Source organism: Anabaenopsis arnoldii, from assembly GCF_028331025.1.
Classification (GTDB): Bacteria; Cyanobacteriota; Cyanobacteriia; order Cyanobacteriales; family Nostocaceae; genus Anabaenopsis; species Anabaenopsis arnoldii.
In genome coordinates this window covers 1-16,518 of sequence record NZ_JAQMUH010000112.1, presented here as the reverse complement: position 1 = coordinate 16,518, position 16,518 = coordinate 1, and the positions used below count along the sequence as shown (strand labels likewise).

At 43.8% G+C, this 16,518-nt stretch carries 12 protein-coding genes; 7 read left to right on the top strand and 5 right to left on the bottom strand.

Annotated elements, in window-relative coordinates; all coding sequences use genetic code 11:
• Positions 1–10: 10 nt before the first annotated feature.
• Positions 11–3,718: an MSCRAMM family protein gene (locus tag PN457_RS10290; RefSeq protein WP_271733178.1), complete on the top strand. Its 3,708-nt coding sequence runs from the start codon at positions 11–13 to the stop codon at positions 3,716–3,718.
• On the opposite strand, the gene PN457_RS10285 is transcribed toward PN457_RS10290, so the two are convergent.
• A complete protein-coding gene (locus PN457_RS10285) occupies positions 3,705–3,962 on the bottom strand; it encodes a hypothetical protein (protein WP_271733176.1) in 258 nt (85 codons plus the stop codon). The genes PN457_RS10290 and PN457_RS10285 overlap by 14 nt on opposite strands.
• A gap of 80 nt (positions 3,963–4,042) precedes the next feature.
• On the opposite strand from PN457_RS10285, the gene PN457_RS10280 reads away from it, so the two are divergent.
• From PN457_RS10280 to PN457_RS10255, 6 genes are all read left to right on the top strand, one after another.
• Complete coding sequence (locus PN457_RS10280) at positions 4,043–5,479, top strand: YcjF family protein (protein WP_271733180.1); 1,437 nt, start codon at positions 4,043–4,045, stop codon at positions 5,477–5,479.
• A 364-nt stretch (positions 5,480–5,843) separates the two neighbouring features.
• Entirely contained in the window at positions 5,844–6,515 is a 672-nt protein-coding gene (gene deoC, locus PN457_RS10275; RefSeq protein WP_271733174.1) for a deoxyribose-phosphate aldolase, read from the top strand.
• A 42-nt stretch (positions 6,516–6,557) separates the two neighbouring features.
• Positions 6,558–7,439: a DNA repair protein RecO gene (gene recO, locus PN457_RS10270; protein ID WP_271733173.1), complete on the top strand. Its 882-nt coding sequence runs from the start codon at positions 6,558–6,560 to the stop codon at positions 7,437–7,439.
• Complete coding sequence (locus PN457_RS10265; RefSeq protein WP_271733179.1) at positions 7,426–8,976, top strand: MFS transporter; 1,551 nt, start codon at positions 7,426–7,428, stop codon at positions 8,974–8,976. The genes recO and PN457_RS10265 overlap by 14 nt, the downstream gene beginning before the upstream one ends.
• 126 nt (positions 8,977–9,102) lie before the next feature.
• Positions 9,103–10,251: a glycosyltransferase family 4 protein gene (locus PN457_RS10260; RefSeq protein WP_271733171.1), complete on the top strand. Its 1,149-nt coding sequence runs from the start codon at positions 9,103–9,105 to the stop codon at positions 10,249–10,251.
• 203 nt (positions 10,252–10,454) lie between these two features.
• The gene (locus PN457_RS10255) at positions 10,455–11,423 is read left to right on the top strand and encodes an orange carotenoid protein N-terminal domain-containing protein (RefSeq protein ID WP_271733170.1); all 969 of its coding nucleotides are present in this window, start codon (positions 10,455–10,457) and stop codon (positions 11,421–11,423) included.
• 59 nt (positions 11,424–11,482) lie between these two features.
• Here PN457_RS10255 and PN457_RS10250 read toward each other — a convergent pair whose 3' ends face one another.
• The 4 genes from PN457_RS10250 to PN457_RS10235 form a co-directional block, all read right to left on the bottom strand.
• On the bottom strand, positions 11,483–12,223 hold the full coding sequence (locus PN457_RS10250) for a peptidase (RefSeq protein WP_271733169.1): 741 nt from the start codon (positions 12,221–12,223) through the stop codon (positions 11,483–11,485).
• 18 nt (positions 12,224–12,241) lie between these two features.
• The gene (gene secG, locus PN457_RS10245; RefSeq protein ID WP_271733168.1) at positions 12,242–12,481 is read right to left on the bottom strand and encodes a preprotein translocase subunit SecG; all 240 of its coding nucleotides are present in this window, start codon (positions 12,479–12,481) and stop codon (positions 12,242–12,244) included.
• A gap of 156 nt (positions 12,482–12,637) precedes the next feature.
• A complete protein-coding gene (gene gpmI, locus PN457_RS10240) occupies positions 12,638–14,236 on the bottom strand; it encodes a 2,3-bisphosphoglycerate-independent phosphoglycerate mutase (RefSeq protein ID WP_271733167.1) in 1,599 nt (532 codons plus the stop codon).
• A 71-nt stretch (positions 14,237–14,307) separates the two neighbouring features.
• Positions 14,308–15,993, bottom strand: coding sequence for an ABC-F family ATP-binding cassette domain-containing protein (locus PN457_RS10235; RefSeq protein ID WP_271733165.1), 1,686 nt, complete (start codon positions 15,991–15,993; stop codon positions 14,308–14,310).
• Positions 15,994–16,518 lie beyond the last annotated feature (525 nt).

Sequence of the window (16,518 nt, the reverse complement as noted above, 5' to 3'; positions counted from 1 at the left end):
GTCTGGGGATGTGACTGGTTTCACTATCTCAGAAAATACGATTGCTGAGAGTGTTTTCCCTGGAGTTAATTCTGAATCTTCTTTGTTAGCGCGGTCTGGGGATGTGACCCCGGTTACTAAGCCAGAGAATATACCTGGTAATCAAGTATTAACCCCTAATGTTAATTCTGAGGTAGGGCGGTCTGGGGATGTGACCCCGGTTACTAAGCCAGAGAATATACCTGGTAATCAAGTATTAACCCCTAATGGTAATTCTGAGGTAGGGCGGTCTGGGGATGTACCCCAGGTTACTAAGCCACAAAATATACCCAGTAGTCAAGTATTAACCCCTAATGGTAATTCTGAGGTAGGGCGTTCTGGGGATGTGACCCCGGTTACTAAGCCAGAGAATATACCTGGTAAAGATGCACCAGCACCAACAAGTCAGGAGTTGGCTAGACGTGAGATATTGGGATTAACTACCCCCAGTAATGTAAGTACTCCTAAGGATATTCTACCAGTGGGAATTAAATTTGGTAAACAAGATGTTTTATCTGGTGTGTTGGTGAAGGGGAATGAAGATGGTAGTGAAGCTGTGAACTTTGAGGAATGGCTGATACCCTATGAATCTTTTCTTAAGGCTTTTGGCTTTACAGTCACTCCTTTACCTAATGGTAATGTTCAATTGCGATCGCCTGGGTTAGTCAAGGAATTTGACCCTAAGTTATTGATTGCAGACAGCGAGATTGGCGAGGCCTTGACTATCGCAGAGATACGTCGTCAGTTTATGGTAGAAATTAAATTTGACATTGATAGCTATGCGATTGTATTTGAAGGGTCTTGGTTATTTGCAAAAGGTCGAGAGGAGAAAGAAGTTAGACCCGTAGTTTTAGAGGGTTTACCCCGTGTGACTCCTCCTGAGTACGCCTTGTCCGCTGTGAGTCAAAATGTAAATTCTTCTCTACGTACTAACACTTTCAACAATAGTGGGTCAACCACCATCGGCGGAAAATTGGGAGAGTTTACATTTAGTACCAGGGTTGCTCAACCAAACCTAGAAAATTTTAACCAAGCTTACCTACAAGACTGGAGAATACAAAATTTAGGCAAAAATAGGGATCATATTTTTGGAAGCCAAAGCTTATTTTATCCAGGCTCCTCAAATTTTGGCGAATTTTGGGGTTATAGTTATATTAGTCGCTTTGGTTATGAAGCAGGTCGCGGGGGGTCAGACGCTAATCTAAATTCCCGACTGAGTAACCGGGATTTTGTCCGCACCGTTGAAGGTAATGCTGCACAGGGGAGTTTAGTGCAAATTTGGGGCGGTAATGTTTTATTAGGTGAGGTATTGGTAAACGAGACGCAAAGATATAGTTTCCCTAATGTTCAAGGTAATAGATTTACAATTCTATCTTATCCGGAGGGTAATCTGGCGGCTACCCCGGAAAGAGAAATCAAAGTTATTGATCCTCAGTATGACCAACTTCCTGCTGGTACTAGCGCCGTTTATACCTCTGTGGGTACATGGCGTCAGCGTGAACAACATCAAAGCCTAGGTTCTGTTAGTGGTTTAGTCACGGGTGCGGGTTATCGTTACGGAATCTCCAATGATTTAACTGTGGGATTTGGTGGTGTTTATGATAGTGTAAATTTCCGCTCCTTTGGAGAGGTGATTTATGGTCATTCTAAATTCCCCTTGACTTTAGGGTTGCGTAGTCTTTCCGCTACCGCCAACCAGTCTAGCAGTTTAACTTTTTCCGGTAGTTTCAGACTTAATCCAAGTTCGAGTATTTTTTGGAGTATAGGGGAACAGGTATCTTGGCGACTGAATAGCAGTTTTGAACCCATCAAAAATGTGAGATTACAGACGGAGTTAAGTAATACCGGGTTTAATGTCAGGAGCTTTCACAATTTATCATTGCTTGGGGTATCGGCGAACTTAAGTTTAGGATATGAACAAAAAGACAACTCTTTGCGAACCTTTGCGGAAACATCAACCCGTTGGCGCTGGGGAAATCTCTCTCATAATTTAGATGGTCGTTTTGAGGGGGATGGTGGTTGGCGATTACGCAATAGTTTGCAGTGGAAAAACTGGCAATTAGATTTAACAAACTCTTATAAACAGGTAGTTTTCAGTCGTTTTAACGCCCAAGAGTCAGAGATTTGGAATAACCTGAGTTTTCCGATTATTGGTAGCAATTCCTACCAAGAGATTTATTTAGTTAATAATTTGAATCGCCACAAGGATAATTCGATTAAAGACCAAATATATGGGCGTTATCTGAAGTCGGATAATGCTAGCCTAGCTGTAGCAGCTTGGCGACATAATGGCAACCCCACATCAGGGAGGGAACAGTTAGATAGAACTAATTGGAGTTGGGAGTTAGGTTATGGTTTTGGTTCCCAATCATCAGGGCCTGTAGTATCTGTGACCTCCCCGAGTTTATTTGCTGGTTTAAGTTTAAAAGCGGGGTATTCAGGTGCATCGGCGCAAGGAGTGAGTTCTGGATTCTCTTTGGGGTTGGTGATGAATTTGAATTTAAATCTGCAAGATGGTATCAGTACAGATAAAAGAAATGCTAGTCAGTTTCAAGGGAATGGAGCAATTTTAGTACAACCGTTTTATGATGAGAATAATAATGGGGTGCGCGAGAGAAATGAGCCTCTGATTACTTCAAGTGATAATTCTTTATTTATGCTGAATAATCTCTCTTTAAAACAGAATAAAAGTTTGTCATTAATCGGTAATGGAACTGTGATTCCTACTCCCATAGGGGAGCATAGATTAGATTTAGATCCAGCGGGGTATCCTATCGGGTGGGAACCTCAGGAAAGAGCCTTTGCTGTGGAAGTAGCCCCGGGAGCTTATACAATTGTGAAAGTTCCATTTGTGAAAACTGCGACGGTGGAGGGAAGGCTGAGAAATCAATTGGGTCAACCGGTAAATGGAGCTAGGGTAGAGGCTATTAGTACTAGCAACCAGAAAAAATACTTTTCTATTACCAGTCCCTCCGGTGCTTTTTATTTAGATAATCTGCCACTGGGAGAATATACTTTGAATGTGGGGGGGTTAGATATTACTCCCAGAACTCTGCAACTAAATAAATCGGAATTTGTGCAGAATACTTTAGAGTTACAGGTTTTTATTCCCCGTGACGGACAAACAGCAGACCGAGCAGCAGTTCCCACTTATACGGTTAGTGGATATCTCAAGGATAAAGCAGCAGAAAATCTCAAGGGAATTAAAGTGACTGCTGTTCATAGTGAATCGGGGAAAATTTTTACTTCCATTACTGATATTCAAGGTTTCTTTAAGTTTCAAGATTTAATTCAAGGTGAGTATCAAATCAAGATGGGTGATTTTGTTGTTGAACCGGGGAAATTTATCATAGATAGTTCTTCCCCATGGGAGAATAATATGACATTGCAAGTTAACGCATTTAAACAAGAAATTTACGCTGATGCAGCTAATTATGTTGTACGGGGTGTTTTAACCGACGATGGTGGGGCAAGATTATCTCAGGTTGAGGTAATATTAACTGAGGTGGAAACTAACCAGAAATCTTTATCAGAAACTAATGCTTTAGGTGCGTTTATTGTGGAAAATCTGCCTATAGGTAAATATAAGATAGAAATTAAAAAAGGAGCAGAGGAATTAGAAGCCAGTCCCAAGTATTTGGAAATTAACGAGGAATCTTTTTTACAGTCTACTGTGAATATTGAAGTCAACTTAAAGTAGAAATATTAATTGATTCCGGTGGTTGAGGGAAGTCGAAACCACGATCGCCCCCATGATATTGTTCCCTTCGACTGCGCTCAGGGAACATGGCGTTCCGGTGGTTGAGGGAAGTCGAAACCACGATCGCCCCCATGATATTGTTCCCTTCGACTGCGCTCAGGGAACATGGCGTTCCGGTGGTTAAGGGAAGTCGAAACCACGATCGCCCCTGATATTGTTCCCTTCGACTCCGCTCAGGGAACATGGTGTTCCTTATTCGCCATGTGTTGTTAGCAGAGACTTTTGATCTATGCTGAAAAAAGAAACTTGACAAAAAGCGGAGAAATGGTTGTGAAGTTGCAGCGACCGATTTTAGTGGGAGGATTGGGACTATCCTTTTGCTTATGGATGTTACAAAGCTGGGATGATTATATCTTACAGCTGAGTGAGGTGGGTTTGTTTGGCGCTCTGGCTGTGGGGGGCGGTTTGTGGTTATTCCAGAAAAATCAACCGCAACACAAAGCAGAGCAGTTGGATGGTATGATCAAAGGGCGGTCGGCTGTGGAAACTGCGATCGCCCAAGGGGAAGCGATAATTAGGCAATTAGAACAGGAAGCTGTCAACCACCCGGCCTTAGAGACGCTCCAAGGAAGACTGGGGCAGTTGCAGATAGAATTAGATAGGGAAGAAATTACCATAGCTGTCACCGGTGGTAAATCTGTAGGGAAAAGTAGTTTAGTTACACTGCTGGAGTCTAGGGGATGGGGGGGAACACAGAACAAAGTAACTCTATGGGAAACGACCCCTTTATTTACCCAGACAGGTGAGCAATCAGATATACCTATATTAGCAGCAGTTAAACAGTGTGATTTTGTCTTATTTCTGACCAATGGTGATTTGACAGATTGGGAATTTCAGAGCTTACAGCAGTTAAAAGCAGCCAATCAACCGGTGCGGTTAATTTTTAACAAACAAGACCAGTATTTACCAGAGGAACGGGAGAGTATTTTGCTGTCATTAAAACAGCGAATGTCAGAGAATGTAGTGGGAACGGTAACGTCTCCTGTGGCGCGCAAAGTACGCAAGCATGAAAGTAATGGTAATATCCAAGAGTGGATGGAACAACCGGAACCGGATATTGAGGGTTTAATTGAGGATCTGAATAAAATTGTCTCACAGCAAAGACAACAACTAATCTGGACAACTACCTGGAGAAAAGCCAAGTTGTTGAAAGCGGCGGGGAAAAACTGGCTGAATGAAACCAGGGGCGATCGCAGTATTCCCATTATTGAACAATATCAATGGATCAGCGCGGCTGCTGCCTTTGCTAACCCAGTACCAGCCCTAGACATTTTAGCCACAGCAGCGATTAACGCCCAGATGGTGATAGACTTAGGTAATGTATACCAGCAAAAATTTTCCCTAGAACAGGCCCAAACCCTAGGGGTAACCATGGGGGGGTTAATGCTAAAACTAGGCTTAGTGGAACTGTCCACCAAAGCCGTGAGCATGGTCTTAAAAAGTAATGCGATCACCTTTGTGGCTGGTGGTATAGTCCAAGGGGTGAGTGCAGCCTACCTAACCAGAGTAGCAGGTTTAAGTTTAGTGGCATACTTTGCCCAACAGGAAGAGGCCATAGATTCAGGAAATGTCTTGAATTTAGAGAAATTACGCCAGACTGTGCAAAAAGTCTTTGAGAGTAACCAGCAGATGAACTTGTTATCCAGGTTAGTTCAGGAAAGTATCAAACGCTTATCACCACAGACTGAAACTGTGAAATAATTGCACAAATAACCGTCAAGGACAAGTAATAACCTTGTGCCTTGGCGTAACTGTTAGTTTTAATATATAGGACTCGTATTTGATTTGTGAACAAAACTAAGAGATAATACGATAGATGAGACAGGTGTAGTAGGAGACAATGATAAATCAGTATCTGCCAACTATAGCAATTCTAAATGATTCATGAACAATTTCTATTCCCTATTTTCTATTCCCTATTTTCTATTCCCTGTTCCCTATTCCCTGTTCCCTGTTCCCTGTTCCCTTTCTTCACCGATAATTTCTCAACTCAAATAGGATGACTATATTAACATAGTGACTTAGTAAAAAAATATTAACTTTTCATTCACAGGCAAAACACAAGATGGCAGCAGACTATATTGATATTGCGCCATTTATCGATCATTCTCTGCTGAACCCAACAGCTACCCCAGAGCAGGTCGAGCAATGGTGTGAAGAAGCGTACAGATTTAATTTTGCGGCGGTTTGTGTTCACCCTAGTTATGTGAAGCAAGCAGCAGAACTGCTCCATGGTAAAAATCCCCACATTTGTACAGTAATTGGCTTTCCTACGGGGGCGACCACCTCAGGGGTGAAACTGTATGAAGCTCAAGAGGCGGTGGAAAATGGGGCTACGGAACTAGATGTGGTGATGAATTTAGGTTGGTTGAAAGCTGGTATAATTGAGGCGGTACACCGGGAGATTGCCCAAATTTGCGAAGCAACCGGAGAACTGGTGAAGGTGATTTTGGAAACCAACCTGCTAACTGATCGGGAGAAAAAACTGGCGGCGGAAATATCCATGGAGGCCGGGGCGGGATTCTTGAAAACTAGCACAGGTTGGCACGGGGGTGCAACGGTGGGGGATGTCAGACTGTTAAAAGAAATGGCAAAAGACCGGTTGGGAATTAAGGCATCTGGGGGGATTCGCACCTACAATGAAGCTAGAGACCTGATCTTAGCCGGTGCTACCAGACTGGGAACATCTCGGTCAATGGATTTGCTGCGCCAAAGCCAAGACCAACGAAAAAGCTGAGTAGTCACGGGTGGTTGGTGGGCAAAAATTGACTAATGACTAATGAGTAAAACTTATAAAGTTACGGGAATTAATCTGAAATCCCAAATTCTGGGAGAATCAGACAGGGTAGTGACAATTTTAACCCGAGAGTTGGGTTTAATTCGCGCAGTAGCGCCGGGGGCGAGGAAGCCAAACTCTAGCCTAGGTGCTAGGAGCGGCGTGTTTATGGTCAATGACTTACTCATAGCACCAGGGCGATCGCTCGATAGAATTATACAAGCAGAGAGAGTAAAAACCTATCCTGGTCTGGCTGTGGATGTGGGGAAATTTGCCGCGGGGCAATATTTAGCGGAAATAGTGCTGTGTCAGGCCTTGAGTGAGCAACCCCAAGAGGAAATTTATCAGTTACTCCATAAATATCTTCGTAAATTAGAGGTATTAGATATAACAGATAGATATAGATATAATATTTATGCTTATTTAGCTCATGCAGTGTTTCACTTTTATGCTTTAGAAGGTTTATGCCCTCAAGTACAAGCGTGCTGTTTAACTAACTATACCATCAGGCCAAATTTCGCAGATCCTAACTGGCGGGTGGGCTTTAGTGTGACAGCAGGTGGTACAGTCTGTTTACAGGCGTGGGAAAATTTGCGCCAAGAAAAACAGCAACCCTCAGCCCTTGAGTCTAACTTAAATTACCAAAGGGTTGTGCATAGGGAAGATATACCGGTAATTTGTGCTCGGTTGGATGCTACAGAATTAGCTATGCTCCAATATCTCTCAGAAACAGAGATAATAGCAACAGATACTAACCAAAATTATCGCTGGTTATCTATTGAGCAAATTTTGCGCCAATATGCTCAATATCATTTAGGTCGCCCTATTCGCTCTGCTACCTTGATTGACTCTTACTTTGCTGCTAACCATGATGCAACCGTCTGATGTAGATAGAAAAATCTCATCTTTATCACCAAACACCAAAAAACACAATAGGGTATCGGATCCTATCGTCACAAATCACTTAAGTGCTGTTCCGCACAGCCCAGAACAGTGTCAATTAGATGTGGCTGGGGAAATAGCAAAAGCTGATCTTACCAGGGAATCCCTAGGCCTGAGCAATGGTCAGAAAGAAGGTTTATCAGTAGTGACTTCCCCAACTAAACCGCCCCAATTAGAGGGGACTGGTAAGCCGGAAAATAGACCAGAGCAGGGGTTTTTACCGGTGTTAAAAAATCCTAATTTTCTGGCGCTGTGGGGGGGTCAGGTTTTTTGCCAGATAGCAGACAAAATATACTTAGTATTAATGATTGCCTTAATTAATACGCAATTTCAGGGAAGTGACCAGAGCATTAGCGGTTGGGTATCAGCTTTGATGATGGCTTTTACCATTCCAGCGGTACTGTTTGGTTCTGTGGCGGGTGTATTTGTAGACCGCTGGCGGAAAAAGACTGTACTGGTAAGCACCAATGTTTGCCGGGGGGTGTTAGTGTTATCCATACCCTTGTTGCTGTGGTTAACACATGATTGGCGGCCGGTGGGGATGTTACCAGTGGGTTTTATCATGATTTTGGGGGTGACTTTTTTGGTGTCCACGCTGACACAGTTTTTTGCGCCCGCAGAACAAACAACAATCCCGTTAGTGGTGGAAGAACAGCATTTACTATCGGCTAATTCTCTATATACGACTACTATGATGGCTTCAGTGATTGTGGGGTTTGCAGTGGGTGAACCACTGTTGGCGATCGCCGATAGAGTATGGTTAGAAATAGGTGGTAGTGATGGACTAGGTAAAGAGCTGTTGGTAGGTGGTAGTTATGGGATAGCGGCGTTAATTTTGTTGTTATTAGTGACCAGAGAAAAACCCCACCATCCGGACACAGAATTTCCTCACGTCTTAGCTGACTTAAGAGATGGGTTGAAATACCTCAAAGCTAACTCTATACTGCGCAATGCTTTAGTAAAACTGACGATTCTATTTTCTGTATTTGCAGCTTTAACGGTGCTAGCGGTGCGGATGGCGGAAATAATTCCCAACTTAAAAGCATCTCAATTTGGCTTTTTACTAGCATTTGGTGGGATTGGTATGGCTGCGGGGGCGACAATGCTGGGTCAATTTGGTCAACGCTTTTCCTACTGTGAATTGAGTCTGTGGGGTTGCTTAGGGATGTCAGGGACTTTAATTGGGCTATCGGTATTTACAACCCAGTTAGGGATAATTTTACTGTTAGTAGCTTTGTTGGGTGTATTTGGGTCTATGGTAGGTATCCCTATGCAAACTGCGATTCAAACGGAAACGCCGGCGGAGATGCGGGGTAAAGTATTTGGGCTACAAAATAATGTGATTAATATTGCATTAACCTTACCTTTAGCCTTAGCTGGGGTAGGTGAAACCTTAATGGGACTACCAGCAGTTTTTGTGATTTTAGCTATTACTGTATTTTGTGGTGGTATATTAACTTGGTATAGTTCGCGCCAATAGTCAACAGTCCAGATGATCTTGGTTTCGTGGTAAACTCAGGGGAAGTTGACAATACCAGAGGCTGTGAGCTGTGAATAACTCAAAGGTTGATCAATTGAAACCGCTTTTCAAAATAGCTAATAAAGAATGCGTATAGCCTGGATTGGAAAGAAATCACCATTTTGCGGTAATGTCACCTACAGTAGAGAAGTAACAAATGCTTTACTAGACAGGGGACACCAAGTTAGTTTTCTCCACTTTGCTCAAGAAGAATCAGAAACAGAAAATTGTCCAAATTTCCAGGAAGTTTCCCTACCGTTTATTTACAAATCACAGGTTTACACAATTCCGACGTTAAAAGCAACTAAGGTATTAACGGAGTCTCTGCGGGAAATCAAGCCGGATGTAGTCCATGCTTCTTTGAGTTTATCGCCTCTGGACTTTATGTTACCGGAAATCTGCGAGCAACTGAATTTACCTTTGATTGCGACGTTTCATACAGCTTTTGCGGGGAAGGGGGCAAAATTTCTCTCGGGAACCCAGCTGTTAGCTTATCAGCTGTATGCGCCTTGTTTGGCGAACTATGATCGGGTGATTGTATTTTCCCAAATTCAGCGGGAGTTATTAGCCCGTATGGGTGTAAAGGACAGAAAAATCGCTGTGATTCCCAATGGAGTGGATGCGGTGAAGTATTCCCCCGGAGCTTCAGGGGTGAAAGCACAATTCCAAGCGGAGCGGTTGTTTGTCTATCAAGGTCGTATAGCACCAGAAAAAAACCTGGAACCTCTGTTACGAGCTTGGAAGCAGTCACAGATGGGAACTCGGAGCAAGTTACTGATGGTGGGTGATGGGGTTTTAAAGTCTTCTTTGGAACCGTTTTATGGCTCAGACGCGGGGATTATCTGGTTAGGATTTGTGGCGAATGAAGATCGGCGCATCGAAATTTTACGGGGTGCTGATGTGTTTATTTTACCCTCTCTGGTTGAGGGTTTATCCCTGTCTCTGTTGGAAGCAATGGCTTGTGGAATAGCTTGTTTGGCTACAGATGTGGGAGCGGATGGGGAGGTATTAGAGGCGGGGGCGGGTGTAGTCCTGAATACTAAGACAGTGCGATCGCAGTTAAGAACCCTTTTACCCCTACTCCAGGACCATCCGGAGTTAACCACCCTCCTGGGAAACAAAGCCAGACAGCGGGTGTTAGAGCGCTATACCCTGAGTAAAAATATCAGTCAGTTAGAGGAATTATATCGGGAAGTTTTAGCAGATAGGTCTGTACCTCTGAGTCCGAGAGGTTAAGCTATCAATTCTACAAATATTCAGGTTGAGCTAGGGGATTGATGGCGATCGCCTAGATTTTTTGTGTTTTTTTGACTGGTAATACTGTATCAGAGGTGACTTTTATGCCATTTTGTCAAGAGTTACTCAAATAAGTTTACAAAAGTTAAGATTTAGTTTACAATCTGTTACATAGAGTGTAAACGTCTAATTATTTTGTGAATATGGCTTTAACTATCCAGTCGGCTCAGAATATCTTTTCTAATACTCAAGTTCCCAGTCAGATTCCCGCGACCATCGCCCTGTTCGACCAACTGAGTGTTGACGACCAGCTAGCATATTTGTGGTTTGCGTATACGGAAATGGGGAAAACAATTACTCCCGCAGCGCCTGGGGCCGCCAGATTGCAACTAGCAGAAAGTTTGCTCAACCAAATTAAGCAAATGTCAGCGGAAGAGCAAACAAGAGTGATGCGGGATATTGCGAGTCGTGCTGACTCACCCATCAGTCGTTCCTATGGGTTTTTCAGTGTGAATACTAAGCTGGCTTTTTGGTACGAGTTGGGAGAGTTGATGAAACAGGGTGTGGTGGCTCCCATCCCCACTGGTTATCAAATGAGTCCGGGTGTGCAATTGGTACTAGAAGCCACCAAGAAACTTGATCCGGGTCAGCAAATTACAGTGCTGCGGAACACCGTAGTTAACATGGGATTTGATACCTCTGATTTAGGGCCGAGTAGCTACCCCAAAGCTGTAGAGGAACCAGCGTTTACTCGGACTGCGCCACCTGTGTCCTCAGTAAAAATTGACGGGATTACAGAACCGGCGGTTCTGGGCTACATTGAAGCGATGAACGCTGATAACTTTGATCAAGCTATTAGTCTGTTTACTCCCGACGGTGCGCTACAACCACCATTCCAAAAACCCATTGTCGGACATCAGGCGATCGCCAAATATATGCGCGAAGAAGCCCAAGGATTAAACATGATGCCACAAAAAGGTATCTGTGAGAACCTTTCCGATGGGTCTAAGCAGCTAAAAATTACAGGTGTTGTACAAACGCCCTGGTTTGGTGTGACTGTGGGAATGAATATTGCTTGGCGATTTTTAATTAATCCCGAAGGCAAAATTTTCTTTGTCGCCATTGATATGCTTGCATCTCCTGAAGAATTACTAAATCTGCGTCGGGTTTAGATTTCTGGGGTAGTTTGGGGTGTTGCTGGGGCTTAAATTTCTGGTTCAGCAACGCCTAATTAATTACCTAGGTGAGTTGGTTGTTGATAAACCCGTTTGAGGGTGTTCACATCTCTGGGTGAAATAGGCGGGGGATTGCTAACTTGGGAAAAGTATAAAGCATCGGTGGGTAAATCGCTATGACCCCAAATTCCCAAGGCGTGGCCGAGTTCGTGACGGGATGCGGCTTGAAGATATACCCCTGTTTGACTAGGACTCAATAAGATGGTAAACTTGTGATCTAGTATTCTATTATTTTCGTATACTTTATAGGTAGTTTGTGCGGAACGGGCCCGCGGGGGATGACCACGGGTAAATTGTAGAGGTGGGACTTGGCGGATAATTGTAATATCAGCTATTTCCGGTTTGTCTACTACCACCAAGGGTAAATAAACATTCCACTCTTGTACTGTCTCTATAACAGTGTTGACCCATGCTTGAGCTTGTGTATGATTAGCTGTTGTGGGGGGTTGTATATAAACTTGAATCGGAAATTTTGACCAGATTAAATAACCCACCCCGGTTTTTGCTACTTGGTCAAAGTAATCACCACTATTTGTGTGGTCTTGCCATTGCGCCAGGGATGGGGGTAGTGGATGGGTAGTATAGGATGTATTTACTACTGTAGCAATAGATGGCAGATTTGTCAAGACAACTAGCAGCCCGGTACTGATGAATAAAGACAGAACTGCTAGTAATCTTTGTGTATAGAAATCTTGACGGCTGTAAGACGAATTAGGGTATTTGATTTTATATACCATTCTACTCTTACCGGATTTTTACTTAGGTAACCACCCAGCACTCAACAGCAATGTTAAACCCATAAATATAACTGTCAGCGCCCAGGTAACTCGGTTTAAAGTATCTTCGGCGCTTTTGGTGCTGCTAAATAATTGTGCTTGTCCGCCAATGGCTCCAATTCCATCGCCTTTAGGGCTATGTAGTAACACTAAAATAATTAACCCTAAAGCAGAAAGAGCCCAAATAATTTGCACAATAGTAGTAATATTAACTGTCATGGTCAGGCTGTCCGTAATAATTTATGGTTATTTATGGTTATTTATGTTTTCCCAATCATAGGGATTATATCACATTCTGGTCAGGTTGTTTGAGCGGTAGTGCCCTGGCTTTGGGGAAGCAGTGAGGAGTCAGAAGGTCTTCACTGCTGGGTTGGTTTATATACCAGCTTTGACCGGGGTACGTGTGGGTTGCACTTGATACCCGGACGGGATCAATAGGGAGCGTCCGGTCATTTCTGAGGGTTGGGGTAACTGGAGAATTTCCAGAATTGTGGGTGCTATATCCGCTAGTTTACCATCCCTGCACAGTTCTACATTTGTACCATGTCCGGGGATTTTAATCGTCTCTCCTTCTACTAAAATGAAGGGGACTGGGTTAGTGGTATGTGCTGTCCAGGGGTTACCCTGCTCATCCAGCATATACTCGGCGTTACCATGGTCAGCAGTAATAATTGCCGTTCCGCCCACTTGGGTAATACTACTCAGTAAGCGACCCAAACAATGGTCTACTGTTTGAATAGCGCTCATGGTGGCTGCCATTTTCCCAGTATGCCCTACCATGTCCGGGTTAGCATAGTTAATCACCACTAAAGAGTATATTCTTTTGTGAATGGCGGCGATCGCCACATCTGTAACTGCGTCCGCTGACATTCCTGGGGCTTTGTCGTAAGTTGCTACCATGGGACTACTGACCAGTTCTCGGTCTTCCCCAGGGAAAGGTTCCTCTAGTCCGCCATTAAAGAAATAGGTGACGTGGGCGTATTTTTCGGTTTCGGCGGTGCGAAACTGCTGTAAACCATGATTGGCGATGACTTCACCCAAAATATTCCTCAAATTTTGCGGCTCAAAGGCTACCTTCACTGGTAGTTCTGGGTCGTATTGAGTAAAGGTAGCAAAGGACAACCGCTGAATTTTTGCTCTAGTAAAGCCGGTGAATTTGGGGCTGACAAAAGCTTGAGTCAGCTGTCTAGCGCGGTCTGGGCGGAAGTTGAAGAAGATCACACCGTCCCCTGGTGCTATAGCCCCAGGAGCAATGCGGACTGGGTTAATGAATTCATCCGTCACATCTTCGGCATAAGATGCAGCCAAAACTTCAACGGCTGGACGTTGATCAATGTTAGCATCTTGTGTCATCACATCGTAGGCGCGTTGAATGCGATCCCAACGATTATCTCTATCCATAGCATAGTAGCGACCACTGAGGGTAACTATACGCCCTATGCCTTTTTGGTCTATTTGTGCTTGCAATAACTGGATGGCTTTAATCCCATCCTTGGGGAGAGTATCACGACCGTCGGTGATGGCGTGGATACAAACTTCTGAAATTTCCTGTTGTTTGGCTAGGTCTAGTAGTCCAAACAGATGGCTGATATGAGAGTGTACCCCGCCCTCAGAACACAGCCCCACTATATGCAATTTACCATTCTCACTGCGGACTTCCTGGCAAATCTTCACAAGTGCTGGGTTACTGAGAATAGAACCATCTTCGACTGCATCGGAGATGCGGACTAATTCTTGGGGTACTACTCGTCCAGCGCCAATGTTCAAATGACCAACTTCCGAGTTGCCCATTTGACCTTCTGGCAACCCTACGGCTTTTCCTGATGTGCTGATGAGGGTGTGGGGGTAAGCTGCCCATAAGCTTTCCATAATGGGGGTTTCAGCGGCGGTAATTGCGTTTCCTCGCTGCTGTTCGCGGTAGCCCCACCCGTCTAAAATGACTAGCACCACAGGAGCAACAGGTGCTTTGGTCATGGTCTTGCCCTTTACTTTCTGTAATATCCGAATAATACCACTGCTAATCTACAGTGCAAGTGAATTTTTACTTATTTCCTTTTTCCCGCAGATTTTGCCGCTTTTTTAGCAGCTTTTTCCGCAGCTATTGCTGCTAGTCTGGCTTGTTCTTTTTCTTCGGCAATTTTCTCTAGGTAATAATGATAGTCTCCTAGGTAAACACGAAATTCCCCATCCCGGATTTCTACGATTTTGTTGGCTACTTGGGAAATAAAATACCTGTCGTGGGACACTACTATGGCTGTACCATCATAGTTTTGTAGCGCCTCTTCTAACATTTCTTTGGCGGGAATGTCTAAGTGGTTAGTCGGCTCATCTAAAATTAGGAGGTTGGCTGGACGTAATAGCATTTTTGCTAAGGCTAACCGCGCTTTTTCTCCACCACTTAAAGCCGCTACTAGTTTAAATACCATGTCCCCACTAAAGAGAAATCTCCCTAAGTGTGTGCGCACTTCTTCGTTTGTCCACTGGGGTACTTGATCATGGATGGTTTCCATGACTGTTTTCTCTAGGTCTAAGGCTTCCGCTTGGTTCTGCTCGAAGTATCCCGGTATAACGTTATGATCCCCTAGTTTTACTGTTCCTTCTGTTGCTGGTTCTGTCCCCATTATTACCCTTAATAGGGTGGATTTACCCGCTCCGTTGGGACCGAGAAAGGCTACGCGATCGCCTCTTTCAATTAGTAAACTAGTTGCTAAGAATAATATCTTATCATCATAGACATGAGTTAGGTCTTTAATGATCACTACCTCCCTCCCACTGCGCGGAGACGGGGGAAAGCGAAAATGTAAGGTTTTTACATTGGCTGTGGGTGCTTCGATGCGCTCGATTTTTTCTAGTTGTTTTTCCCGGCTCTTGGCTTGGGTACTCCGGGTCGCACTGGCCCGGAATCTGTCTACAAATGCTTGCTGTTTCTCTAGTTCTTTTTGTTGGCGATCGTAGGCGCTTAACTGGGCGAGTTGATTTTCCGCTTTTTGTTGGAGGTATGCTGAATAGTTACCTAGGTAAGTAGTAGAAACACCCCTCTCTGTTTCTACAATCTGGGTACACAGTCTATCTAAAAATTCCCGATCATGGGAAACTATTACCATGGGGGTGGTTAGTCCTCTGAGGTAATTTTCTAACCATTCTATGGTTTCTAAGTCTAAGTGGTTCGTCGGTTCGTCCAGTAGCAATAAGTCGGGCTTTTGTAGGAGAATTTTACCTAAACTCATCCTCATCTGCCAACCACCAGAAAAGGCACTCACTAGGCGATCGCTGTCTTCGCTATCAAAGCCCATTTCTGGTAAAATCTTCCCAATCCTTGCATCTAGGTTATACCCGTCTAAGGCTTCAAACTCTCGCTGTAGTCTATCTAGTTTGTTAATCAGTTTATCTAGTTCTTCTAAACTGGCGGTCTCCATCTCCCTCTGTACTTCCCCTAGGGAAATTTGTACTTGATTTGCTTGCGCAAAGACTCGCCAAAATTCTTCTCTGACTGTGCGACTCGGATCTACTTCAAATTCTTGGTTCAGGTAAGCTATGTGTAAGCTGGATGGGCGAATTATTTCCCCCGCTGTGGGTTCTATTTCCCCTGTGATGATTTTTAGCTGGGTTGATTTTCCCGCTCCGTTGACTCCTACTAAGCCTATGCGATCTCCTGGTTTGACTTCCCAGTTAATATCTTTGAGAACTTCACCTGTGGGATATATTTTACTGATATGTTCGAGTCGCAGCATCAAGTTTCTCTGGGGTAGGGGATGGTTGTGAAGGTTAACACTCTTCCTGATTTTAACAAAATTTAACTTAAGTTTATGTTTTTTATTTAGTTTTTTATTTAGAGGAGTCAGGGGTTATAAACCCCGTTTGATGCTACCCAGGGAGTCAGGGGTTATAAACCCCTGTCTGATAGCTGAAGTCAGATAAATCTGACTACCATAATTTAGCTAGCAGTCTACTAGATCCCGGAATTCTCACATAATTAGCGATACTCTACCATAATTTATCTAGAAGTCGGGTATCTTTGGGTCGATCGCCTGTACGGTTTTTAAACGCAAAGGTCGCTAAGTACGCGCAAAGGTTCGCAAAGGTGTTTTTTGACAATATTTTATTTGGTTGGGTGGGGTCCAATTACTTTTTGATTCTGGTTTTCTTTGTCTTGTAGCTGTTGGTTTAATTTTAAGAGTTGCTCTAAAATGTCATCTTCAGAGGTAAATTTATAGGCTTCTATGACTAGTTTATCTAGTTGTTCATGGAGTTTAGAT